Consider the following 23,779-nt stretch of genomic DNA (forward strand, 5'->3'; position numbering starts at 1 on the left):
AGCGTAGTTCTCGCGGAGCTCGAACTGCATCTATTTCTCTAACCTCACTTGCGTGCTAGGCACTCAGTTCGCTAAGAGAAATAGAAAAAACGGGACACATGGTCCCGCTACTTCTTATTTCTCATCAATGACGATGCGAACTTTTTTATCTTCGGTTGGGACAGAGTAGACAATCGTTCTTATGGCAGAGATAGTACGACCTTTACGACCGATAACACGTCCAACGTCAGTTTGATCAAGATCGAGATGATATTCCATAAACTCTGGAGTATCTTCGATTCGGATAGTTAAGGCATCTGGTTGTGAAATCAAAGGTTTCACTATTGCAATAATTAGATTTTCAATCGTGTCCATAATCAACCTACAATTCTATTATTTAGAGTATTTTGAATCGTGGAATTTCTTCAATACGCCTTCTTTTGAAAGGATGTTGCGAACTGTATCAGATGGTTGCGCACCATTTTCCAACCATGCAAGTACACGGTCTTCTTTCAAAGTCACTTGGTTTTCAGCAACAAGTGGGTTGTAAGTTCCAACTGTTTCAATAAAACGTCCATCACGTGGTGAACGTGAGTCTGCTACGTTGATACGGTAGTAAGGTTTCTTTTTAGAACCCATACGAGTCAAACGGATTTTAACTGCCATTTTTAAATTTCTCTTTTCTGTTTTATATTTTAGTAAATAACAAAGCTATTTACTGACAGAAATTATCTTACCATAGTTTTATGAAGGTGTCAAGAAAAAAACTTGACAGGATTGATTTTTGTTTCACTGGGAAACTGCATCATTCTTTTCCAGAGTTTGAGTGAATAACCCAGCTTCATCCATTTCACGAATCAATTGTTTCATTTGAGATTCTTTACCGGGTTTTACAGTGATCGTATCAATGTGCCTTATGGCTGAATTGTCCTGAATATCAACCAAGGTCAAAGCCTTCTCATAATATTCAATCCTTTTTTTTAGTCTTTCCTGATTGTTCCATTGTAAAATTGAGAAATTTATAGACTGATCTTTCCCAATCTCTTTATAGTAGTCCCTACCTTTTTCTTCTAAAAACTGATATAAACCAGTATTCAATAAATTTTCCCCGACCTCAGCATAAGAAATATCCTCTAGCTGTACAACATATACCTCAATTCGGTTGTTTGTTCGTTTGGGACTTTCTTTTAGAGCCGGGTGACGCTGAATCATTTCTTCTGAAAAATGAACAGTAAATGTAAGTCCTCCACCTTCATAACGATAGCTTCCATCAGATTCGACTTTTTCTGGCTTCAAACCTAGAGAAGTGAAAATTTTTTCGATTTTTGTATTACCTTCCCTTATATCGCTAGGGGATGCCTTAAAAAGATTAAAAGTTAAGGGATTAAAAGTTGAAAAAAGTATCAAAAGTCCAATAGTTAGAAAAACCGCAAAAGCAATCAAAATTGCTTTTAGGAGTTCAGCTACTCTCTCGTTCATATTTCACTCCTTCGAATCTACTATGAAACTCCAACTCGCTCCTATGCAACAACTCAGACCATAAAATTGTCAGGGTTTGGATTTCCCAGAAGGCCTTCTCAGACTATTAAAGAAATAGCATATATATTGCATTTCCAATCATGAAAATCGTAAAGAGCCAAAACCAGACAGACATAAAAGCTGAACGAAAGCTTCCGATCTCAGGTTTATTTATTTCTATATAGGCTGAAATCTCTTTGCGAAGACTGTAAAGGAAATAAAGGGCTAGACCACTTCCACCATAGAGTAAGATAACGTGCACAAGTCCAACTAAAACTCCCGGTAAGTAGCTATAAAGCAATGCTAAACCATCTCCAAGGACAAGATTGTTGAAGATGTGAAGTCCAATGGCCCAAAATACTGAGTATTCTAGAGTAACGTAAGAGAAAATAAAACCAACAAAGGTAGCGAAAATGATCTGAGGTAAATTCCCGTGGAAAATTCCAAATAAAAGGGAAGAGAAACTGATGGCAAATACTTTTCCATATTTTTCAAAAGTCCTTAGTCCTGCTACTCGGAAAATCAACTCTTCTGATATAGGACCGACAATAGCACTGTATAAAAACATCGTCCAGGTTGTCGAATCTGCAGAAGCAGCCTCAACTGAAGACATTAATGAGAGGCCAAAAATGTTCAAAAAGGATTCAAATACCTGACTAAACAAGTTAAAAAATGTCTGGGCAAGTAAAAGCAAGCTAGTCAGAATAAGAAATGCTTTGGATGTCATTGATCTTTTTTTATATTTAAGATCAGTGCTAAAAAGTTGCTTCTTACGATATAACCAGAAAATCAAGAGGCCAACTGGTACCGCACAAAGATACATACCCCCATCATTTGCTAGAAATTGTGATGCAGCTTCCTTTGCTGCTTGCAAATCTCCCCCTCTATGCTGATAAATAAAAATCATCAGGGTAACAATTGAATAAAGAGTCACGACTGCGGACATAGCTAAAGTATACAAGAGACACAAGCCTGAAAAACGAGCAACATCCTTGCGGATTTCTTGATTAGTTTTACTTGTCATAAATATTTCCTTAATTAAGTTAGTCATTTAACCTTTCTGCTCAGGAAATACAAGGTCGAAAAAATTCCCTCATAAAGCAAAGCAAAAAGAATAAAAGCGTGCATGAAAAATTCTTCAGGTAGAATCCAAATGACTGGATCCTTGGCAGGATCAAACAACCAGGTGCTATCACCAACAAAAAGAACTTGATGAAAGAGCGTAAAAAAATTGTTAAAACCAATCATGAAGACCAGTCCTGTTAGAACAAGTGGCAAAAGACTAATCATTAGAAAAGCCCGTCTGTAGAGACCTAAAAATCCCTTTTTGACTACTTTTTTGATAAAGAAAAACAAAGCAGGCAGAGTTATTAGAAAAATAGCTTGCGCCAAGTGAAAAAGATACTTGACTGCCTGAAAATGATGCAGACCTGCTGCCGACGAACGGAAATCCGGCATCGCCAATTTTTGACTAAAAGGATTGGTCAGGTAATTCATCAAAATATTAAAATTATACTGAATGGTCTCTGATTTTAAATATACTTTATCTGGCAGGTTGAAATAAGAAATCTCTATTGGGTATAAGAGCCAAGCCAGATAAATGGTTAACATGATAGCTGTTGCCAGCAAGCACAAGACGCTGGCTGAAAATCTTACCTTATCACGCATCGAAGTCCCACTCCGCTAGGCTAGACAAGACATATGTCGGTTGGATCGGCAGATTTGGCACCTCTTCTGGCAGTGTAAATCCTGTTGTAACTAAGAGGGTCGGAATGCCGTTATCGATTCCCGCTCGAATATCTGTCAGATAGTTATCACCCACCATGACCACTTCTTCACGCGCCAGTCCTAGATGCTCTATGGCTTTTTCCATGATAATGGCATTTGGCTTGCCGATAAAGGTTGGCTCAACCCGAGTAGCGGCTTCCAAGAGGGCATTGATAGCACCCGCTCCTGGCTGCAGTCCTCGCTCAGTCGGAATATTGAGATCAGGATTGGTTCCGATAAAGTGAGCACCCTTTTGAATGGCCAACGTCGCTATTGTTAGCTTCTCATAGTCCACTTCCCAATCCAACCCCACTACTACATAGTCAGGATTTTCTGTATCTTCTATATAGCCAGCTTCTTCAATGGCATGTTTAAGCCCGACATCTCCGATAACATAGACTTTCTTGCCCAGATTTTTCTCCTGCATATAGTCAATGGTAGCCAGAGTTGCTGTGTAAATGGTATCAAGTGGTGTCTCAATGTTGAAATTCTCAGCTAACATGGTTTGAACCATTTCTGGCGTGCGTGTAGTATTATTGGTCACAAAAAGATAGGGAATACCGCGTTTCTGCAATTCATGCACAAAGGCTTCACCAGCCGGAATTCGGCTCTTGCCCTTATAAATCGTACCGTCTAAATCAATCAAATATCCTTTATAAGTCATTTCTACTCTTCCTAACTTTCCTGATTAAACTCTTGCCAGGTAACCAAAGCCTGAGCATTCACTTCACCTTCACTGGAAATCTGGTGATTGCTCTGTAAACCTTCCAGGTCGTAGTTAGAAGCGATCATACCACCTGGTCGAACTTCCTTGACGTACTTGAGATTGATTTTCTTAGGAATATACTTCATAAGGAAGTCCGCCCCCATAACCTCAAAGATCCAGTCCAGATACTTGCTATTATTGACATGCCCATTCATATCCAAGTCGTAAAAGCGCACATGGTAGTCCTTGCTGACAGGATTCTCCAAAGCTGGATACTTAGGACCGCGCAGTAATTTCTTGGAAAAATCAGACTGGTAAGGAGCGACAATCTCAGGATCAACAGCGTGAACCTTGCGGCTATCCCGATCCATGAGGACAAAGGTTGCCATCATCTGGATAATAGCTTCGCCCGCTTCATCAAAAATCGTGAAGCGACGGTAGCAAAAGAGCCGATTGTAAGTCAAGGCTTCTGTCTCAATAGTGATCTCCTCTGCAAATCGCGGCAGTCGTGTCACATCAATATCGTAGTCCGTAATAATCCAGACTAGATTATACTGCTCCAGCATGTCCTTGTCGCTGACGCCGAGCTCAATCGACTGCATGCCTGATACCTGTAAGGATAACAGGATGACATCCGGTAGCTTGATATGGCCATTCATATCCGCCATATCAAAAGGAATTTTCATTTTCATTTGATAAGTTAAGCCCATGATTTACTCCAATATAAATTTCTCAGCAACCGTATCTCCCAAAAAGAGACCTTTCTTGGTCATACGAACGATGTCTCTGTCAGGCACTAGCAAGCCCTGCTCAGTCAGTTCAGCCACAACAGCTCCGTACTGATCTTCAAAGGAGAGACCGAATTTTTCCTCAAAGCGCTTTTTAGATACCCCCGACTTCTTACGCAGTCCGAGAAACATCTCTTCTTCCATCTTTTCATTCAGTGTCAGCACTTCTTCCTGCACACGGGGATTGCCCGCTTCCACCGCCTGCAGATAATGACGAATTGGCCCGTGGTTTTTATAGCGAACACCATCGACATAGCCAGACGCTCCCGCTCCAATACCATAATATTCCGCATTGTCCCAGTACATGAGGTTGTGGCGGCTCTCAAAGCCTGGTTTGGAAAAATTAGAAATCTCATAATGATCAAAACCAGCCTTTTCCAGCTCAGATATAATGTAGTCAAACATCTCCGCTTCCAAGTCTTCCTTGGGCAGAGGCAACTTCCCACGCCGCATCCGATTCATAAAAACCGTATGATTTTCCAGAATCAAGCTGTACAAACTCATGTGGGGAATGTCCAAGGCAATAGCCTTGGCAACATTGATTTTCACATCTTCCATAGTCTGCTTGGGCAGGGCATAAATCAAATCGATCGAGATATTGTCAAAACCAGCTTTTTTGAGATTGGCAATATTCTCATAGATGTCCCTTTCCGAGTGACTGCGGCCAATCTGCTTGAGCATGCGGTCATTGAAGGTCTGTACGCCCAACGAAACCCGATTGACAGGCGAGCCTTTAAGTACAGCAATCTTCTCCTGATCCAAGTCCCCAGGATTGGCTTCAATAGTCAGCTCTTCTAGATAAGACAAGTCAAGCTTATCCGTCAGCCTTTCCAGTAAAAAAGCCAATTGAGGAGCAGATAGAGCGGTCGGAGTTCCGCCACCGATATAGAGGGTACGGAGCTTTTTGATGTCGTAAGAATCATACTCCTCGATCAAATGCTCTAGATAACTATCCACCGGCTGATTTTTGATAAAAACCTTGGAAAAATCGCAGTAATAACAAATCTGAGTACAAAAAGGAATGTGTACATAAGCAGAGGTTGGTTTGGTTTGCATAGTACTTATTATACCATATATTATAGACAGTCAAGTGAGAAAGTTATCTTATATTAGGTATTAGAAAAGTAGCAAACAAATAGTTTGCTACTTTTCTAATTACGATGTGAATTTCCTGTTAGCTAAGATAATTCTTTAACTTTCCGTATCTATCCGCCAGCTGGCGGCTGTTTTTCTTTCTTGGATAAATTTGCTGTAGATACCTTGTTTGGCCAGTAAGTCTTGGTGTTTGCCTTGTTCGACAATGCGGCCTTGATCTAGCACCAAAATCTGGTCTGCATGCTCAACCGTCTTGAGTCGGTGGGCAATCATGATAATGGTCTTATCGCAAGTCAGTGCCTGAATAGCCTGCATGAGGGCTTCTTCGTTTTCTGGGTCAACATTGGCTGTTGCTTCATCCAGAATGATAATAGGCGCATCCTTGATAATAGCCCGAGCGATGGAAATACGCTGACGCTCACCTCCAGAAAGACTGGCACCTCCTTCACCAATCTTGGTATTATAGCCATCAGGCAGCGAGAGAATAAAGTCATGACAGGCGGCTTTCTTAGCAGCCTCTATTACTTCTTCCTGACTGGCCTCCGGCTTGCCAAAACGAATGTTATTGGCAATGGTATCCTCAAAGAGATAGACGCTTTGGAAGACAAAGCTGAAATTACGAATCAGGCTGTCATAGCTGTATTCCCTAACATCATGCCCGTCTAGACTAATACTTCCCTGATCCACATCCCAGAAGCGGGCAATGAGGTTGCAGAGCGTTGTTTTGCCTGATCCAGAAGGTCCAACCAGGGCAGTTGTCGTTTTTTCTGGAATGGCGAGGGAAACCCGGTCAATGATTTTCTTATTTCCATAAGAAAAGCTAACGTCTCTCAGCTCAATCCGGCTGCTCTTAGGATCAATATCCTGACCGCTGATGTCCATCGGCTGGATAGCTAAGACTTGATTGACCATATCAACCGACAGATCAACAATACGCAGGAGAGAAGAGAAAGACCCAACGCCGTCCAGATTTTCATAAATCATAAAACCACTGACAATCATCATAATGGCTACCAGCAGCTCCATACTGCCATTGAGATAAAAGTAGATAGAGAAAAGCCCCATAAAGAGACCGGTCAGCTTGGTCACTATGCCTTGGAGGGCAATGTAAGGTGAAGTCACTAGTGTCATTTTGGTATCTAGCTGACTCTTGCCTTCAATAGCCTTGAACAGCTTCTTGGCAGAACGGTTGACCAGATTGTAGTTCTTAACTTCAGCAATCCCTTGGCTGTACTCTAAAACAACGGCTACCAGGTCCATATCCGCCTGATACTTGTCATCAGAAACCTTGCTAACTTGCCAACGCATGAGGGTATTGGGCAGGAGAAAGAGGACGAGACCCACCAAGAGAACCAGACCAACCCGCCAGTCATAGAGAAAGACCAAAACGGTTATGAGCCCAGTCGTCAGAAAGCCCTGCACAGTCATCATAACCACTCGCGTAGCTACATCAGATAGTCCTTCCAGCGTATTAGTCGTAACACTGGTAATCTTGCCCAAACTATTTTGATTAAAGTAACCCATGGGCAGATAGCGCATGTGCTCGGCAATTTCAATCCGCTTCTGAGCACAGGTATGATAGCCCGCTTCCGTCTGAAGCATGGTAATTTTCAGGGTAATCCAGACATTTAGTACAGTGGATACCAGCATGATAGCCAGAGCCAGCCAGAAGGTCTGCATAGAGAGATTCTTCTCAATCAGTCCCATAACGACTAGGCCGATTGCTGGAATTCGCAGAGCGATGATAAAAGACTTGATGATGCCCAGATAAATGGATTGATAAAATTTCCTACGGTCCTCTGCCGTACAGAAATCAAAGAATTTCTTCAGTATATTAAGCATGAGTCAGCCCTCCTTCCATCTCATCACTACCCCTAGTAGCTATATGGGCTTGCCACATGGAAGCATAAAGCGGACTTGCTTTCAGCAATTCTTCATGCCGACCTCTAGCTTCAATCCGACCATCATTGACCAGGATTATATGGTCTGCACTCATAATCGTAGACAGCCTGTGGGCAATGACAATCAAGGTCCGTCCCTCAATCAAACGAGCTAGACTGGACTGAATCCGTGCTTCATTTTCCGGATCTGTATAAGCAGTCGCTTCATCTAAGATAAGAATCGGCGCATCCTTAAGCATGGCACGGGCGATGGCAATCCGCTGACGCTCCCCACCAGATAGATGACCACCACCAGAGCCTACCTGAGTTTCAAAACCATCTTCCAAGTTCATGATAAAGTCATAACAGCCACAGCGACGGGCAATCTCGATGACCTCTTCATCAGAAGCTGCTGGATTTCCCATCCGGATATTTTCCATAATAGTCTCATCAAAGAGATAGTTATCCTGGGTCACGTAAGCAATCTGCCGACTGTAATAGTCTAGCGGAAGCTGACGAATATCCAAGCCACCATAGGTAATCTGACCAGAACTGACATCCCAGAATGAAGCTAGAAGCTTGGCAATTGTAGACTTACCTGAGCCTGATGGCCCAACTAAAGCATTGATGCTGCCAGCCTTAATATCTAGCGAAATACCGTGCAGCACTTCCTCTTCATCCGTATAGCCAAAGCTGACATCCGTCATGACCAGATCCCTTCCTTTTGGAAGTTCTCTCAGCTCCTGAGGCCTTTTCAAATCAGGCCTTTCCAAAATATCAATGATTTGACCAAAAATAGTGCCGATTTTCCGTAAATCGTCCATATAGCTAGCCACTAAAATCAAAGGAGTTAGAAGACTGAGCGAAAGAATAATCATCAAAATGAAATTGCCAGCAGTCAAGCTACCTTGCAGATAGAAATAACAGCCAGCCGGAAGCAGAAAGAGCAAGCCTGATGGCAGAAAAGCAGTCACAATGCCCATCTCCAGATTGAACTTACGCATCCACTCAATAAAGCAGTCTGCTCCTTCTCTAGCAGCCGTCACAAACTTATCGTATGAAAATTTTTCCTTGCCAAAGACCTTGATGACCTCAATCCCATTGATGTATTCCACCGCTGTATCATTGAGTTTTTTGGTCTTGACCAGAGTATTTTGATAGTCCGCTTCGCTATTGGTAGCCATCCGTATATAAGCAAATGCCACAATAGGAATTGTCAGGAGAGACAGCAAGGTCAGCCGCCAATCGATGACCAGCATGGCAATGAGGACAATAATCGGACCAAAAATTCCAGCAGTAAACTCTGGAATCAGGTGAGCCAAGGTCGTTTCGGTCGCATCCACCCGCTCAACGATAATGTTCTTATAACTGCCTGATGACTGACTAAGCACTATACCTAGAGGCAGCCTAGCTAGCTTGTCTGTCAGGCGGCGCCGCATTTCCGCTAGAATCTTAAAAGTAGCCGTATGCGACAGCATGGTGGAGATACCGTGAAATCCCCAGTAGCCAATCCAGGCCAGACCTGCCCAAGCTGACTGCTGCAAGTAGAAATTCCAGTTTTTATTGCCAGCCAAGAGCTGATTAATCATCCCGCCAATAAAGAAATAAGGCAGAAATCCTGAAAGCACAGAGGCAAAAGCAAAGATCAGACTGAGCACAAAATATATCTTATGAAGGGAGACAAAGTCCCAGATCCAAGCAAGAGTAGATTTTTTCTTCATAGGATTTCCTTCTTTCTATCAAAAACCTAGCAAACCTCCCCAGTCAAACAAGTCCATGATGGAATGGCAAAATTCCAGCGCCTGCTCTTGGGGCCAGTCTTGCGCCAAAGGCTCAAATACAGCTGTATAATAAGCTGTCATGCACGATTGCAGAAACTCGTATTTGACCAAATGATTAATTCTCTCCTCTTTGTAAGCCAGCTCCAAATAGCGATAAGTCTCGTCTGAAGCCAAATGAGGCAGACGCGTCCTGAAGTCCGCTTGCGAAGAACCCTGAGATTTAAAGAGCAAGAGCTGCATAATATCCTTATGCTCATAGAGAATCCGCATCAGGGACTGGAGATCTTCCAAGCGATGGTCCCACATATCAGACAGATGTCCCTCTTCTAGGAAAGCATAGTCACGTCGCTTCTGCTCTTGTCCATACTGGTCTAAGGCTATCAGAGTAGGCTCAAGCAGGGTAGCAAAGAGAGTGTCCTTACTCTCATAGCGCTTATAAAGAGCACCAGTCGTCAAGCCAGCAGCGCGACAAATTCTCCGAAGTGAAGCATCCTGATAGCCATAAGTCAAGAACTCACTCCTTGCGCTTTCCAAGATTTTTTCGTTTAACTCATCTGTTTCTTTTTTCATGATTTTAATTCGATAACACCGTTATCACCTTTCTTCTTTTATTATAAATTCTGACAATTTAACTGTCAAGGAAAAACAAAAGAGACCGAGAAATATTTTTGTCGGTCCAGTACTATTCCTTTTCCTCTTGTAAACATGACAAAAGAGGCTGAGACAAAAGTCCTAGCCTCTAAATTGTCTTTGGATTGTCGAGCAAGACGCAGTGGTTGAGTGGGCTCTACTACGCCGATTTCATCAGCTTTTACAGCCCTACTCAACTGTGCGGAGGTGGGACGACGAAATCGAATTCTAACGAATTACCGATTTCTGTCCCACTCTCTCTAGAATTTCATTTTTTATTAGGTGCATAAATCATGCCAGTACAGTCGAAATCTTCCTGTCGGCGAAAGCCGAGCTCTCTATAAAAAGCTAGATTTTTGTCTGACTGCTCCGTTGCCAGCTGGATTTGGTAAACATCCTTAAATCGTACCAGCGTCTGCTCAAGAAGACTCCGGCCAATCCCCTGACGCTGATAGTGTGGACACACCAGCAAATCCTGAATAAAGACAATGGTAAGCCCATCTCCGACCGCTCGAATCAAACCAACCAACTTATCTTCATCATAGGCCACCATGACAAACAAGGACTGATGGAAGGCCTGCTCTAACTGCTGAGGTCGATTAGTGTAATTGCTCCAACCAACCGAAGCATAGAGATCTAGCACTGCCACAAAATCCAGCTTCGGATTAAAAACATAACGGATCACACCAAACACCTCCTTCAAACTATAATTTCTCTAATCTTATAATTGTTCCAAGGCTAGCTTGAGATCTTCAATCAAGTCATCCACATTTTCCAAGCCGATAGAGAGACGGATTTGATTTGGTGTAATGCCTGCTGCCAGCTGAGCATCTGGCGACATCTGACCGTGAGTTGTCGTAGCTGGATGGACAACCAAGGACTTAGCATCTGCTACATTGGCCAAGTCAGAGAAAATCTCTAGGCTGTCAATAACCTTACGAGCTTCTTTCTCTCCGCCTTTGACATTAAAGGTGAAGATAGAGCCCACGCCTTTAGGGAAATATTTTTCTGCCAAAGCATGATATGGACTGTCAGCAAGTTTGGGATAATTGACCTGCTCGACCTTAGGATGCCCTGCTAAGAATTCCACAATCTTCTCAGCATTGGACACATGGCGCTCTACACGCAAAGAGAGAGTTTCCAACCCCTGCAGGAAGAGAAAGGCATTGAAGGGAGACATGGCTGCGCCCGTATCGCGCAAGAGCTGGGTCCGCACAGCAGTAACAAAGGCTGCTGCTCCGACATCGCGCGTATAACTGATATCATGATAGCTCGGGTCCGGGTCCACGAACTGCGGAAACTTGCCAGAAGCTTCCCAGTCAAAACGACCGCTGTCCACAATCACACCGCCAATGCTGGTTCCGTGACCACCGATAAACTTGGTCGCAGAATGGACTGCAATGTCCACTCCGTGAGAAAAGACATTGATCAGATATGGTGTAGCAAAGGTATTGTCGGAAATCAGCGGAATCTTGTGGGAATGGACCAACTCTGCCAAAGCATCAAAATCCGGGATATTAATCAGCGGATTGCCCAAGCTTTCAATCAGAACCAACTTGGTATTGTCCTGAATAGCTGCTTCTACTTCAGCCAGATTTTCAATATCAACAAAAGTCGTGGTAATGCCATAGCGAGGCAGGGTTTCTTTGAGCAGATTAAAGGTACCACCGTAGATGGTAGAGGCTGCTACTACGTGGTCGCCAGCATGGGCCAAAGCTAGAATGGTGTAGGTAACAGCTGCCATACCAGAAGCTGTTGCTAGAGCTCCGACTCCACCTTCCAAAGCCGCAATCCGTTCCTCAAAAGCAGACAGGGTCGGATTGGTAATCCGAGTGTAGATATTGCCCGGCTTACGTAGGGCAAAAAGATCTTCTCCCTCCTGAGTATCATCAAACACATAGGAAGTTGTCTGGTAAATAGGCAGAGCCCGTGACTTGGTTGTCGGGTCAACTGTCTGTCCGGCATGAAGTTGCAGGGTTTCAAATTTAAATTCACGTGTCATAAGGTCACCTCACTATAGTTATGTGATAAGTCTACCACTAAACGCCCCGCTTGACTAATAGAATTTCCTTATCAAAAGAAATAAAGAGAAGCTATATCTTATAGCTTCTCAGATATCATCTCAAAAGTCGCCTGATTGCTGGGCCAGTACAACTGCGACGAAACTTTGTCTAAAGCTACCCACTGAGATCCCACATGCTCATCAGAAATCTGGATGTCCTTCTGCTCTGTCAGAACTAGAAAGAGATCTTTGTGGATGGTCAGATTTTCATCAATCTTTACCGTAAAATCTCCAAGACTAGTCAGATTTGAACAAGCTAAGAGCAAGCCGGTTTCTTCTTTTATTTCACGAAGGCAGGCCTCTTCTGGGCTCTCACCACTCTCAATCCCACCAGTAATAGGCTGCCAAAATGAAACTGTCTCATCCTCAACTTTCAAGAGCAAGATTTCTCGATCCTCTGTATGAAAGATCCAGGCTTCAATCGACTGTTTCATCATGATTTTTTCTCAATCGGTGCTATGCTGGCCAGCACTTTCTTCAGACCGACTTCTGGGAAATTAATCTTAAGCTCTTGACTGTTTCCGCTACCAGAGACTGCTAAAACTGTCCCATCTCCCCATTTCTTATGATGGGCAATATCTCCGATAGCCCAAGCAACTTCTGGCTTAGATGGCCGGTTCTGACCGCTCTTTCCAAAAGGCAGACTGCCTGTAGAAATCGAACTTGGTGCCGCCTGACGCTTTCGCTCTTGCAGAGCCTGGGCCAGACTCATGCCCTGACCGAATTTGGTAGTATCGCTATTGATATAACTGACCTTAAAGGGGCTGTTTGCTGGTCGAGCCAGTCCCTGATAGTCTAGCAGGTCTGAGCTGATTTCTCTCAAAAAGCGAGTAGGTTGATTATAGTTGGTTTTACCATAAAGCATACGGGAATTGGCATTGGTCAGATAGAGCATCTTCTCTGCTCGGGTGATACCGACATAGGCCAGACGCCGCTCCTCTTCCAGCTCATCCTCATCTTCAGATGCTCGGCTCAGAGGGAAGACATTTTCCTCCATACCAATCAGAAAGACGACTGGAAATTCCAATCCCTTGGCCGCGTGAAGGGTCATCAGAGTCACTTCGGAACTCTCTGTATCTCCGTCATCTGTGTCTGCAATCAAGGCTAAGTCATTGAGAAAACGGCTAAGCTTATCCAGGCCAGACTCCTCAGCAGGATTATCTGGACTTTCATCAAAGTTCTTGGTTACAGACAGGAATTCTTCGATATTTTCAATCCGTGCTTGGCTTTCCAGCGTTGCCTGAGCAGCCAAGGCTGCAGCATATCCTGTCTTTTCCAACACAGCCTCTACCAGCTCCGTCACTGTATAATCATCCAAGCGCTCCCGTAAATCCAGAAGCATATTGGCAAAATCATAGACCGCCTGAGCAGCCTTACCCTTGACTGGCGACAGCAGGATATTGGCCGATGCATCCAGTAAAGAGATTTCCTGACTGGACGCAAAATCTCGAATTTTCTCCACCGTTCCTGGTCCAACACCACGCTTAGGCTCATTGACCACGCGCTCATAGCTGATATTATCGCTAGGATTGGCGATGAGATTGAGATAAGAAATAACATCGCGGATTTCCTTACGGCTGTAGAACTTGGTTCCACCGACCATGGTATAGGGAATATTGGACTTGAGCAGGGCTTCTTCCACCGTCCGTGACTGGGCATTGGTCCGGTAAAGAACTGCAAAATCCTTATGACTGTAACCTTCTCGGCTCAGCTGATCAATAGTACGAGCGACAAAGAGAGCTTCATCCTGCTCGTCATTGGCCCGATAGTAGACAATTTCCTCACCGTCTTCATTTTGAGTCCAGAGATTTTTGGGACGGCGGTTGCGGTTGTTTCGGATGACTTCATTAGCCGCTTGAAGGATGGTCTTAGTAGAGCGATAATTTTCCTCAAGCAGGACTACCTTAGCTTCCGGATAATCCTTTTCAAAGTCCAGGATATTCTGCATATCGGCTCCCCGCCAGCCGTAGATAGACTGGTCAGCGTCTCCGACCACACAGATATTCTTAAAGCGGGAAGCCAAGAGCTTGACCAGCTGGTACTGGGCATGGTTGGTATCTTGATATTCGTCCACATGGATATACTGGTAGCGTTGCTGGTAGTAGGTCAAGACATCAGGATTTTGATCAAAAAGGCGCAGGGTCAGCATAATCAAATCATCAAAGTCCATGGCCTCAGACTGGCGTAATTCCTTTTGATAGGCCGTGTAACACTTGGCCACAATCTCTGTATACATATCACCAGCTAGATTTGCATAGGCCACCTCATCAATCAGGTCATTCTTAGCATTGGAAATAGTCCCCAGAATGGCGCGCTCATTCCACTTTTTAGGGTCCAGATTGAGATTTTTAAGAATTCGCTTCATCAAAGTCCGCTGCTCACCTGGATCAACGATGGTGAAGTTGCGGTTGTAGCCAATATGATCTGCTTCTCGCCGCAGGATTCGCACACACATGGAGTGGAAAGTAGCGATTAAGCAATCTTGGGCCTCCGTTTTAAGTTTTTCAGCCCTTTCTCTCATCTCCCTCGCCGCCTTATTGGTAAAGGTAATAGCAAGGATATTCCAAGGATTAACCATCTTTTCATCAATCAAATAGGCAATACGATGAGTCAGGACACGGGTCTTACCCGAACCAGCCCCCGCCATTATCAGCAAAGGCCCTTCTGTTGTTTGAACCGCCTCAGCCTGACGGTCATTCATACCGTTTAATAAAGGATGCATTTTTCTTCCTCTTTCAAAGTCAATGTCACTATTATACCAAAAAATACCTCCGAAGGGTGTACAAAGTCAGCAGAATAAAAAGAGAAATAAGCAAGAAAGTTGCAACATTCTCCTAGCTCTCTATATATAAGCTCCTCCTACCAATGTTTATTTGAAAAAAAATCAAAAAAAGGCTATAATGTACTATCTGAAAGGAGTAAGCATGAACAATCCCTCAAAAAACCTCAAACTGGCAGAACAGGGTGCCTTACTAGCTATTGTCACCTATATTCTTCTTTCTACTGCTAAGCTGATTGCAGGCTCTATGCTCCATTCTTCTAGTTTGACTGCTGATGGTTTCAATAACATTTCTGACATCGTCGCTAATATTGCAGTTCTTATTGGTCTGCGAATGGCTCGAAAACCAGCTGATATGGACCATAAGTTTGGTCACTGGAAGATTGAAGACCTGGCAAGCCTAGTCACTTCCCTGATCATGTTTTTTGTTGGACTGGACGTCTTATTTGAAACCGTTCAAAAGATTATTTCCAAACAAGTCACAGCCATCGATCCTCTAGGTGCAATCGTAGGTTTTATTTCAGCCATCATCATGACTGGGGTTTATCTCTTTAATAAAAAACTTGCAAAAAGAGCCAACTCTAAAGCCCTAGAAGCAGCAGCAAAAGATAATTTATCAGATGCTATCACTTCCCTTGGTACTTCAATTGCTATTATAGCGAGCGCCTTGAACTATCCCCTAGTTGACCAGCTGGTAGCCATTATTATTACTTTCTTCATCTTAAAAACTGCTTATGATATTTTTATGGAATCCTCCTTCAGTCTTTCTGATGGATTCGATGAAAGCCTCTTGCAAGATTATAAGCAAGCCATCCTTGAAATTCCTAAAATCACACAAGTTAAGTCCCAGCGAGGTCGCACTTATGGTAGCAATATCTATCTAGATATTATTCTTGAAATGAACCCAGACCTTTCCGTCTATGAAAGTCACGAAATTGCTGATCAAGTTGAAGAGATGTTAATGGAACGATTTGGCATTTTCGATATTGATATTCACATTGAACCCGCTCCCATACCAGAAGATGAAATTCTCGATAATGTCTATAAAAAACTCCTAATGCGTGAACAACTAGTTGACCAAGGAAGTCAGTTAGACAATTTACTTTCTGAAGAATTTTTCTACATTTCCCAAGATGGCCGTCAGCTAAATAAGGCTGAATTCCAGGCTGAAAAATCCTCAGAAAAAAAGATCAAAAATTTTGAACTGATTTCTATCAGCCACAAAACCAAACTTATCCGTTATCAAATTGGCGACGTTCTTCACACAAGCATCTGGAGACGTCATGAAAACTGGCAAAATATCTTCCACCAAGAAACCAGAAAAGGAGATTAAAGATTTCCTAAGTGACATAATCCTAGGCTTTAACTCAGGTTGACTTGGATAAGACCTAAATACCCAAAAAGAAGAGGCCTAAGCCTCTTCTTTTTTGTTTTCTACTTATTCTCAATAAAACCAAACTTCTTTAATGGGGAAATTCTGAATGAAATGACTCCCTGAATCTGCTTGCTTGAAATTAGACCAAACTCTCGACTATCTCTTGTATTCTGTCGATTATCATTTAATATCAAGTAGGAATCCTTCGGAATCTTACGAGTTTTTGAATCAGTCAGCGTCTGCAAGCTAAAGTCATGCGTAAAATAACCTGAGTTACCAGGTGTTGCCAGGTATTTTTCCTTTATACTAGATAAGTAATTCTCAGTTTTAATCTTATTATTCAGATATAGGACGTCATCCATATAGATGAATGAATCATTTCCTTTGGCAATCACTCGTCCTACATATTCCTTACCATCTACTTCGTAAAGAACAAAATCTTCCCTCTGAATCTTTTCTCCTCTAATCGCTAAAACAAAATCATTCTCAGTAAGATAGCGGTTTGAATCTTGTGATTTTATTGTATAGGGAGTAAAAACTAATAGACGCAAGGCAACAAAAATGAAAATTGCTATCACAAGGATCAGCAAATTGCGAATCAAATCTCTCTTAACCATCATCTCTCCTTTTTCACCCTATTATACCATTTTTTACAGAATAAAAAAAGCCAATGATTACAAGAGAATCATTGGTTTTATATATTTGTTTAGCGAACTGTACGAATGCGCATTGTATTTGTACGAACAGCTTCTCCAACTGGTACACCAGCAACGATAACGATATCATCACCAGATTGTACAAGACCTGCTTCAACTGCTTTACGTTCAGCAATTTCAAACATGTCATCAGTTGATGATGGAGTGTCTGTCAACATCGGGATAACACCCCAGTTCAACATCAATCCACGCTCTGTTAATTCGTCAAATGTCAATGCCAAGATATCAGCATTTGGACGGTATTTAGAGATCAAGCGGGCTGTGTGTCCAGTCTTAGTAAGTGTTACAACCAATTTGATATCCATTGAGTTAGTAGCATCTTTAACTGCTGAAGCCATAACTTCTGTTTTAGAGTTACGTTCAAATGAATCTGAGTTCAAACGTCCGTATTCGTTAAGAAGAGTTTGAGCGTTCTTGTCGATTGTAGCCATTGTAGTTACTGACTCAAGTGGGTATTTACCATTTGCAGACTCACCTGAAAGCATTGTTGCATCAGTTCCGTCGATAACAGCGTTAAATACGTCTGAAACTTCTGAACGAGTTGCACGTGGTTTTTCAGTCATTGTTTCAAGCATGTTTGTAGCTGTGATAACAACTTTACCTGCAGCATTCACTTTAGTGATGATCATTTTTTGGTAAACTGGAACCATTTCAAATGGTACTTCAATACCCATGTCACCACGAGCAATCATGATACCGTCAGCCGCTTCAATGATTTCATCCAAGTTGTCGATACCTTGTTGGTTTTCGATTTTAGCGAACAATTGAACGTGACCATTACCAGTTTCTTCACAGATTGCACGAACTTCGTCGACGTCTTTTGCAGTACGTACGAATGAAATCGCGATGAAGTTGATTCCTTGCTCAAGACCGAAGCGGATATCAGCATTGTCGCGCTCAGCAAGTGCTGGGAAAGGAATTTTAGTGTTTGGGATGTTTACACCTTTCTGCTTAGCAATGATACCGTCATTTTCAACGACTACTTCAAATTCACGAGTTGCATCGTCTTTTGCGAAAACACGAAGACCAAGTTTACCATCGTCAACCAAAACTTGGTGACCAACTTCGACATCATCGTAGATGTCAAGGGCACCAGCAACGTTCAAAGCAATCACTTCGCGAGTTGATTTGATTCCTTGTTTAGTTGCAACACGGATTTTTTCACCAGTTTTGTATGAATATTCTTTTGCGTCACCTTCAAACAATTCTGTACGGATTTCAGGTCCTTTTGTGTCAAGAAGGAAACCAACTTTTTGTCCAGCAATTTCTTCAGCAAGTTTAACAGTCGCCATACGCTCACCTTGTTCTTGGTGGTCACCGTGTGAGAAGTTGAAACGGAAAGTGTTTGCTCCTGCTTCAATCAATTTAGCAATATTTTGAGCTGAAGCTTCAACGTCAAGTTTTTCACCCCAGTATCCGTCTTCACCGAATTTTTTACCACCACGGATTTCAACCGCAGGACCTAATGTTGCAACAATTTTTACGCGTTTGTTCATGATCTTATGAAACTCCTTTTATATATTTGGCCATTCTGACCTTTATAACAAATTAAATAGAAATACTACGATTTAGACTAGACAAAGCAAGATCTGCCTTGTGCGGATTGTTGACGATAATCTTACCATCTTCCGCCAAGCTAAAGAGTGCTCCCTCTTCTGCTGTTCCAAGAATTGGATTTTCAACCATTTTCTCATTGCGGATACCAACGGCTACACCACCGATCCCTTTTTTAAGCAATTCAACAGCATGTGCTCCCATGCGAGAAGCAAGAACACGGTCACGAGCGGTTGGAGAACCACCACGTTGAATGTGACCAAGCTCAGTTACACGAAGGTCACTTGTATCACCAGCAGCTTTTAATTTTTCACCAAATTCATCAGCTGACATAACACCTTCTGCAAGAACAATGATATTGTGCTTCTTACCTTCCTCATATCCATGCTTGATGCTAGCCACAATCTCTTCAAATTTGAAACCTTCTTCAGGAACAATAATCTCATCTGCACCAGTAGCAATACCTGCCCACAGCGCAATATCTCCAGCATTACGTCCCATTACTTCAACAACAAAAGTACGACGGTGACTAGATGAAGTATCACGAATCTTGTCAATCGCATCCATTGCTGTTGTTACTGCTGTATCAAAACCAATTGTAAAATCAGTACCAACGATGTCATTATCAATGGTTCCTGGTACACCAACAGCCGGGAAGCCATGCTCTGTCAAACGCATAGCACCGTGGTAAGAACCGTCACCACCAATAACCACGACACCTTCAATTCCATGCTTTTTCAATTGCTCAATTCCCTTAAGTTGCCCTTCTTTTTGCGCAAACTCAGGATAACGAGCAGAGTGAAGGAAAGTACCACCTCGAGAAATGATATCTCCTACCGATGCAGCTGTTAATGGTTGAATCGAACCAGCAACCATACCTGCATATCCATCATAGATACCAAATACTTCCATTCCTTCAGAAATTGCTTTACGAACTACTGCACGGATGGCAGCATTCATTCCAGGGGCATCTCCACCACTGGTCAAAACAGCAATACGTTTCATTCGTTTATGCTCCTTTTTCTTTTAACATTCTAACTGATTATACCACAATCTTGGGGAAAATTCTTCCTTTTTTAGCGATAAATCGTTTTCATTGTAAATTTTTGTAAATCCTCTTGTAAATCCTTTGATTTTTCCACTTGGAAATGAGGTGTAGCAATTGTTTTACCGTCACTTTCATAATGTAGAACAACAGGAATCGGTCCCGAAAATCGTTGGAGGATTTCTGCAATCTGAATATCATATTCATGGTTTTCTAGCTGAATCCAAAACCGTTCTGAACTAGCTTCTACCGCCTCAGATAAAATCATTTGCAAACGACCATCCCTTTCCTGAATACGCCCCGTTAAAAAATAAATACCTTTTTCTTTTATACGATTCGCTAGTAACTTATAAGTTTCTGGGAACAGGGTCACATCCAGTTTCTTTTTGGTGTCAGTGACCTGCAAAAAGGCCATATTCTCACCATTTTTCGTCCGAATAACTTTGATAGACTGGACTTGAGCAAGAATTTTTGCCCTGCTGTTTTCAGCTAGATCTCCTATCCAAGAAAAGGATTCTGTTGTCGCTTTGGCAATGGTCATTAAAGGGTGATCCGATAAGCCAACACCAAGAATAGATTGCTCCAGCTCAAACTTTTCAGCCTGACTATAATCCTCAGCCTCTGTCCATGAATAACTGCTATCAGCAAAAAGACTTCCCAATTCTTCCACAAAAATGAATAGGTTCGACAAATTAGAGATTATCTTTTGACGGTTAGGCTCAAAACTGTCAAAAAGGCCAATCTGAACCAGAGGAATCAAAGAAGACTCTTTCCGATACTGGGATGGTAAGCGTAGCAGAAAATCCTCAATTCCAGTAAAAGGTCGCTCTTCAATAATCCAGTAAGCTAAATCGCGAGGAAGCCCCTTAATATTTTTCAGACCTAGAAAGATTTGATTTTCCTCAAATTTATCGTGATAAGGAACTGTATTAATGGTCAAGGGAGCAAGCTTAAATCCAAAGCTAAGTGCGTCCGTAATATAGTCACTGCTAGAATAATTTAAGAGAACGTCAAAGAAAACTTCTGGATAATGAGCCTTGAAATAAGCCAACTGAAAGGCTAAGGCAGAGTAAGCATAAGCATGACTGCGGTTAAAGCCATAGCCAGCAAATTTCTCCATGATGGCAAAGACTTCTTTAGCTTTCTTTTCTGAGTGTCCAAGCTTCATTGCGCCTGAGACAAACTCTTCCTCCATCTTATGCATTTCTACGGCATTTTTCTTCCCCATGGCTCGACGCAAGATATCCGCCTTTCCTAGACTGAAGCCGCCAAAGCGCTGGGCAACTTGCATGACCTGTTCCTGGTAGAGCATGATACCATAGGTTGGAGACAGGATATCGTCTAGGCTTTCATCAATTGAAACAACAGCTTCACGACCATGCTTTCTCTTGACAAAATTGTCAATATAATCACTAGCACCAGGTCGATTCAAGGAGGTTGTAGCGACTACTTCTTCAAAACAAACAGGCTGAACTCGCTTGAGTAAACTGATAGCCCCTGGCTGTTCAAATTGAAAAATTCCTTTTGTATCACCAGTAGCGAAAAGTTGTAAGGTTTTTTTATCTTCCAAATCAATGGACTCGATTTGGATGTCTATCTCATATTTCTTTTGGACAGCTTCTTTCATTCGCTGGACAAAGGTTAAATTGCGCAAACCTAGAAAGTCCATCTTGAGAAGTCCATTGCTCTCGACTCCGTGGGCGTCATACTGAGTAATGTACATATCTTCGCCATATTTGAGTGGGATCTGGTCTGTCAAATCATTGTCACTCATAACAACACCTGCAGCATGAATGGAGGTCTGGCGGGGGTTCCCTTCGATTTTTTTAGCGATGTCAAAGGCCTTTTGATACTCTAACTTACTATTGATAATCTGTCGGAATGCAATATTCTTTTCATAGGCCGTATTCAAACTATCACCAAAGCGAATTTTCTTAGTGATGTTGGTCAGCTCATACTCTGCGACACCAAAGCGTTTGAAAACATCACGAATGGCCTGCTTAGCTCCAAAGGTCGAATAAGTCACGATTTGAGCTGCATGCAGTGTCCCATAACGATCACGGACATAACGAATAAATTCTGGTCGGTATACATCTGGAATATCGATATCAATATCAGGCATAGTAAAGCGTTCTAGATTTAGAAAACGTTCAAAAAGCAGATTGTTCTTGACTGGATCAATCCCTGTGATTTCTAAGGCATAAGCCACCAGACTTCCTACTGCAGAACCTCGCCCCATTCCCATGTAATAGCCCTGACTACGTCCAAAACGCAACAAATCCCATACTATGAGGAAATAATCATCAAAGCCCATCTTATGAATAACAGCAAGTTCCTGGTCAAGGCGTTCCTGATAGAGAGAGCTTGTTAAGCCTCGCTTTTTCAGGCCAGCTTCTGAGCGCTCTCGTAGCTCTTCCACTGCTGGACGTTCTGGATTAAAACGTGGCAATTTTAACTCTGTATCGATATCATAATGGACATCCTGGACCAGCCTTTCAAGATTTTCCAAACTCTCTGGAAAGGTCTGCTCAAAAGCGTCCCTAAGTTGCTCGGGTCGCAAAAAATGCTGACCGCTTGGCAAATCTCCTACTTCTCTCAGACTAACATTCTCTCGAATAGCCCTCAGCATCTGCAAGGTTTCCAAGTCTCCTGTATCAAAATAGCGGACAGTATAAAGAGGTATCGTAGGCCTTGAAAAATCTTGAAGAGGAGTCGTTGGAGAAACCCCAATGTAATAATCTCTTCCCAAATCTAAATCATCAATTCCAGGATAAGCAGGAACAATCAGAGCCAAACCTTGCATCAAATGCTGAATATCTGACCACTCTTTTTTGTCAAGCATGATGAGAGTTGAAACCTTCATCAAATTCCGATAACCTTGGCTGTTTATCGCCAACAATCGTAAGGACAAAGGCTGTCCATCTTTGACTAAATTCAAGTCCAAACCTAAAAGCCCCTGAATTCCAGCTGCTTTTGTTTCTTCTAAAAAATGATAGGCTCCGTAGAGATTATCCATATCCATAATCCCTAAGTGACTATAACCAAATTCTTTTGCCTTTTCCACATATTTTTTTATTGAGACGAGGCTGTCCATAAAACTGTATACTGTTTTAGTATCTAACTGTGCAATCACTGGCCTCTCCTTCGCTTGTAATCTTTAGTTTCTATTATACTAGAATTTAAAAAAAGAAGAAACCAATGACAAAAAAAGCCTTAGAAAATCTATGGAATCTCTGAACAAATTTGATTTTTTTTTTAACAAACTATATAATATCTTAAAAGCATATTGATTTTTAGCCCAAATAATACTAATTATATTGGCAACTAAGAATCAAATCTAATATCAATACCGCATGATGCTGTCTTGTTAGCTTTGTATCTTTTAGGAGGTTTATATGTCAACTTCATCTTTGCTTCGTTTGGAGCATGTTCAAAAGAATTATGGAAAGACTGAAGCTCTTTCTGGTGTTAACTTGGATATCCAACCTGGACGTATTGTTGGTTTGCTAGGACCAAATGGTAGTGGAAAAACAACTATCATCAAACTTATCAATGGTCTTCTGCAACCGACTTCTGGACAGGTTCTTATCAATGGAGAAAAACCTTCTCCTAAAACGAAAAAGGTTGTCTCTTATCTACCAGATACAACTTATCTTGGTGATAATATGAAAATCAAAGAAGTATTTGCTATGTTCAAAGACTTCTATTCTGACTTTGATGAAGAAAAGGCCAACCACCTTTTAGAAGATCTCAAATTAGACGAAAAAAGTCGTTTGAAGAATCTTTCAAAAGGTAATAAAGAAAAGGTTCAATTAATCCTAGTTATGAGTCGAAAGGCTGATCTCTACGTTCTTGATGAACCAATTGGTGGTGTGGATCCGGCAGCCCGAGACTATATTTTGAAGACTATCATTCAAAATCGTTCAGAGAATTCTTCTGTGTTGATCTCTACCCACTTGATTTCCGATATCGAAGATATTCTCGATGATGTCATCTTTATCAAAGATGGGGAAATCTTGTTGCAGGAAGATGCTAATGAGCTTCGCAGAAAACACGACAACACTATTGACCATATCTTCCGTGATCAGTTTAGAATTTAAAGGA

21 protein-coding genes are annotated in these 23,779 nt (G+C 42.1%); 2 read left to right on the forward strand and 19 right to left on the reverse strand.

The window, feature by feature from the left end; genetic code table 11:
* Nucleotides 1-114: 114 nt before the first annotated feature.
* The 15 genes from PCY06_RS02120 to pcrA all read right to left on the reverse strand — a co-directional run bounded on the left by PCY06_RS02120 (nucleotide 115) and on the right by pcrA (nucleotide 14,928).
* The gene (locus PCY06_RS02120; RefSeq protein WP_008809259.1) at nucleotides 115-354 is read right to left on the reverse strand and encodes a KH domain-containing protein; all 240 of its coding nucleotides are present in this window, start codon (nucleotides 352-354) and stop codon (nucleotides 115-117) included.
* Nucleotides 355-372: 18 nt separating this feature from the next.
* Nucleotides 373-645, reverse strand: a complete 273-nt coding sequence (rpsP, locus tag PCY06_RS02125; protein WP_008809260.1) for a 30S ribosomal protein S16 — start codon at nucleotides 643-645, stop codon at nucleotides 373-375.
* Nucleotides 646-768: 123 nt separating this feature from the next.
* A complete protein-coding gene (locus tag PCY06_RS02130) occupies nucleotides 769-1,458 on the reverse strand; it encodes a hypothetical protein (protein ID WP_082307593.1) in 690 nt (229 codons plus the stop codon).
* Nucleotides 1,459-1,564: 106 nt separating this feature from the next.
* Entirely contained in the window at nucleotides 1,565-2,521 is a 957-nt protein-coding gene (locus PCY06_RS02135) for a CPBP family intramembrane glutamic endopeptidase (protein ID WP_082307592.1), read from the reverse strand.
* 23 nt (nucleotides 2,522-2,544) lie between these two features.
* Complete coding sequence (locus PCY06_RS02140) at nucleotides 2,545-3,165, reverse strand: TIGR01906 family membrane protein (protein ID WP_082307591.1); 621 nt, start codon at nucleotides 3,163-3,165, stop codon at nucleotides 2,545-2,547.
* Nucleotides 3,158-3,928 carry a TIGR01457 family HAD-type hydrolase gene (locus PCY06_RS02145; RefSeq protein WP_082307590.1) on the reverse strand — a complete coding sequence of 257 codons (771 nt, stop codon included), beginning with the start codon at nucleotides 3,926-3,928 and terminating at the stop codon, nucleotides 3,158-3,160. The genes PCY06_RS02140 and PCY06_RS02145 overlap by 8 nt, the downstream gene beginning before the upstream one ends.
* Nucleotides 3,929-3,939: 11 nt before the next feature.
* Nucleotides 3,940-4,680, reverse strand: a complete 741-nt coding sequence (locus PCY06_RS02150; RefSeq protein ID WP_048775732.1) for an acyl-[acyl-carrier-protein] thioesterase — start codon at nucleotides 4,678-4,680, stop codon at nucleotides 3,940-3,942.
* A 3-nt stretch (nucleotides 4,681-4,683) separates the two neighbouring features.
* Complete coding sequence (gene hemW, locus PCY06_RS02155) at nucleotides 4,684-5,814, reverse strand: radical SAM family heme chaperone HemW (protein WP_082307589.1); 1,131 nt, start codon at nucleotides 5,812-5,814, stop codon at nucleotides 4,684-4,686.
* A 135-nt stretch (nucleotides 5,815-5,949) separates the two neighbouring features.
* Nucleotides 5,950-7,695 (reverse strand): ABC transporter ATP-binding protein, encoded by a 1,746-nt coding sequence (locus tag PCY06_RS02160; RefSeq protein ID WP_125369538.1) that lies wholly within the window; start codon nucleotides 7,693-7,695, stop codon nucleotides 5,950-5,952.
* Nucleotides 7,688-9,454, reverse strand: a complete 1,767-nt coding sequence (locus PCY06_RS02165; protein WP_082307587.1) for an ABC transporter ATP-binding protein — start codon at nucleotides 9,452-9,454, stop codon at nucleotides 7,688-7,690. Before PCY06_RS02165 ends, PCY06_RS02160 begins: the two co-directional genes overlap by 8 nt.
* Before the next feature lie 18 nt (nucleotides 9,455-9,472).
* Nucleotides 9,473-10,084, reverse strand: coding sequence for a TetR/AcrR family transcriptional regulator (locus PCY06_RS02170; protein ID WP_105165138.1), 612 nt, complete (start codon nucleotides 10,082-10,084; stop codon nucleotides 9,473-9,475).
* 328 nt (nucleotides 10,085-10,412) lie between these two features.
* A complete protein-coding gene (locus PCY06_RS02175) occupies nucleotides 10,413-10,829 on the reverse strand; it encodes a GNAT family N-acetyltransferase (protein ID WP_082307586.1) in 417 nt (138 codons plus the stop codon).
* Nucleotides 10,830-10,865: 36 nt separating this feature from the next.
* On the reverse strand, nucleotides 10,866-12,146 hold the full coding sequence (locus PCY06_RS02180; protein ID WP_061595938.1) for an O-acetylhomoserine aminocarboxypropyltransferase/cysteine synthase family protein: 1,281 nt from the start codon (nucleotides 12,144-12,146) through the stop codon (nucleotides 10,866-10,868).
* A 98-nt stretch (nucleotides 12,147-12,244) separates the two neighbouring features.
* Entirely contained in the window at nucleotides 12,245-12,643 is a 399-nt protein-coding gene (locus PCY06_RS02185; RefSeq protein ID WP_045635234.1) for an NUDIX pyrophosphatase, read from the reverse strand.
* Nucleotides 12,640-14,928, reverse strand: a complete 2,289-nt coding sequence (gene pcrA, locus PCY06_RS02190) for a DNA helicase PcrA (protein WP_082307585.1) — start codon at nucleotides 14,926-14,928, stop codon at nucleotides 12,640-12,642. The genes PCY06_RS02185 and pcrA overlap by 4 nt, the downstream gene beginning before the upstream one ends.
* A gap of 202 nt (nucleotides 14,929-15,130) precedes the next feature.
* On the opposite strand from pcrA, the gene PCY06_RS02195 reads away from it, so the two are divergent.
* The gene (locus PCY06_RS02195; RefSeq protein ID WP_082307584.1) at nucleotides 15,131-16,318 is read left to right on the forward strand and encodes a cation diffusion facilitator family transporter; all 1,188 of its coding nucleotides are present in this window, start codon (nucleotides 15,131-15,133) and stop codon (nucleotides 16,316-16,318) included.
* Between the two features lie 101 nt (nucleotides 16,319-16,419).
* Here the strand turns inward: PCY06_RS02195 and lepB are convergent, their stop codons facing one another.
* From lepB to PCY06_RS02215, 4 genes are all read right to left on the reverse strand, one after another.
* Entirely contained in the window at nucleotides 16,420-16,977 is a 558-nt protein-coding gene (gene lepB, locus PCY06_RS02200; protein ID WP_082307583.1) for a signal peptidase I, read from the reverse strand.
* A gap of 89 nt (nucleotides 16,978-17,066) precedes the next feature.
* On the reverse strand, nucleotides 17,067-18,572 hold the full coding sequence (gene pyk / locus PCY06_RS02205) for a pyruvate kinase (RefSeq protein ID WP_045635229.1): 1,506 nt from the start codon (nucleotides 18,570-18,572) through the stop codon (nucleotides 17,067-17,069).
* Nucleotides 18,573-18,624: 52 nt separating this feature from the next.
* Nucleotides 18,625-19,635 (reverse strand): 6-phosphofructokinase, encoded by a 1,011-nt coding sequence (pfkA, locus tag PCY06_RS02210; protein WP_008809277.1) that lies wholly within the window; start codon nucleotides 19,633-19,635, stop codon nucleotides 18,625-18,627.
* A gap of 71 nt (nucleotides 19,636-19,706) precedes the next feature.
* Nucleotides 19,707-22,808 carry a DNA polymerase III subunit alpha gene (locus PCY06_RS02215; protein ID WP_082307582.1) on the reverse strand — a complete coding sequence of 1,034 codons (3,102 nt, stop codon included), beginning with the start codon at nucleotides 22,806-22,808 and terminating at the stop codon, nucleotides 19,707-19,709.
* Between the two features lie 262 nt (nucleotides 22,809-23,070).
* Between PCY06_RS02215 and PCY06_RS02220 the strand changes: the two genes are divergently transcribed.
* Nucleotides 23,071-23,775, forward strand: a complete 705-nt coding sequence (locus PCY06_RS02220; RefSeq protein WP_046165434.1) for an ABC transporter ATP-binding protein — start codon at nucleotides 23,071-23,073, stop codon at nucleotides 23,773-23,775.
* Nucleotides 23,776-23,779: the final 4 nt, after the last annotated feature.

It is taken from the genome of Streptococcus sp. SG1, from assembly GCF_030439935.1.
Classification (GTDB): domain Bacteria; phylum Bacillota; class Bacilli; order Lactobacillales; family Streptococcaceae; genus Streptococcus; species Streptococcus gordonii.

What these genes read in the sequence shown, in the direction of transcription:
- PCY06_RS02220 (WP_046165434.1), top strand. Translation starts at nt 23,071, where the DNA reads ATGTCAACTTCATCTTTGCTTCGTTTGGAGCATGTTCAAAAGAATTAT.
- PCY06_RS02170 (WP_105165138.1), bottom strand. Translation starts at nt 10,084, where the DNA reads ATGAAAAAAGAAACAGATGAGTTAAACGAAAAAATCTTGGAAAGCGCA.
- PCY06_RS02180 (WP_061595938.1), bottom strand. Translation starts at nt 12,146, where the DNA reads ATGACACGTGAATTTAAATTTGAAACCCTGCAACTTCATGCCGGACAG.
- PCY06_RS02195 (WP_082307584.1), top strand. Translation starts at nt 15,131, where the DNA reads ATGAACAATCCCTCAAAAAACCTCAAACTGGCAGAACAGGGTGCCTTA.
- PCY06_RS02160 (WP_125369538.1), bottom strand. Translation starts at nt 7,695, where the DNA reads ATGCTTAATATACTGAAGAAATTCTTTGATTTCTGTACGGCAGAGGAC.
- PCY06_RS02135 (WP_082307592.1), bottom strand. Translation starts at nt 2,521, where the DNA reads ATGACAAGTAAAACTAATCAAGAAATCCGCAAGGATGTTGCTCGTTTT.
- pyk (WP_045635229.1), bottom strand. Translation starts at nt 18,572, where the DNA reads ATGAACAAACGCGTAAAAATTGTTGCAACATTAGGTCCTGCGGTTGAA.
- PCY06_RS02150 (WP_048775732.1), bottom strand. Translation starts at nt 4,680, where the DNA reads ATGGGCTTAACTTATCAAATGAAAATGAAAATTCCTTTTGATATGGCG.
- PCY06_RS02140 (WP_082307591.1), bottom strand. Translation starts at nt 3,165, where the DNA reads ATGCGTGATAAGGTAAGATTTTCAGCCAGCGTCTTGTGCTTGCTGGCA.
- pfkA (WP_008809277.1), bottom strand. Translation starts at nt 19,635, where the DNA reads ATGAAACGTATTGCTGTTTTGACCAGTGGTGGAGATGCCCCTGGAATG.
- PCY06_RS02120 (WP_008809259.1), bottom strand. Translation starts at nt 354, where the DNA reads ATGGACACGATTGAAAATCTAATTATTGCAATAGTGAAACCTTTGATT.
- rpsP (WP_008809260.1), bottom strand. Translation starts at nt 645, where the DNA reads ATGGCAGTTAAAATCCGTTTGACTCGTATGGGTTCTAAAAAGAAACCT.
- hemW (WP_082307589.1), bottom strand. Translation starts at nt 5,814, where the DNA reads ATGCAAACCAAACCAACCTCTGCTTATGTACACATTCCTTTTTGTACT.
- PCY06_RS02145 (WP_082307590.1), bottom strand. Translation starts at nt 3,928, where the DNA reads ATGACTTATAAAGGATATTTGATTGATTTAGACGGTACGATTTATAAG.
- lepB (WP_082307583.1), bottom strand. Translation starts at nt 16,977, where the DNA reads ATGGTTAAGAGAGATTTGATTCGCAATTTGCTGATCCTTGTGATAGCA.
- PCY06_RS02130 (WP_082307593.1), bottom strand. Translation starts at nt 1,458, where the DNA reads ATGAACGAGAGAGTAGCTGAACTCCTAAAAGCAATTTTGATTGCTTTT.
- PCY06_RS02185 (WP_045635234.1), bottom strand. Translation starts at nt 12,643, where the DNA reads ATGATGAAACAGTCGATTGAAGCCTGGATCTTTCATACAGAGGATCGA.
- PCY06_RS02165 (WP_082307587.1), bottom strand. Translation starts at nt 9,454, where the DNA reads ATGAAGAAAAAATCTACTCTTGCTTGGATCTGGGACTTTGTCTCCCTT.
- pcrA (WP_082307585.1), bottom strand. Translation starts at nt 14,928, where the DNA reads ATGCATCCTTTATTAAACGGTATGAATGACCGTCAGGCTGAGGCGGTT.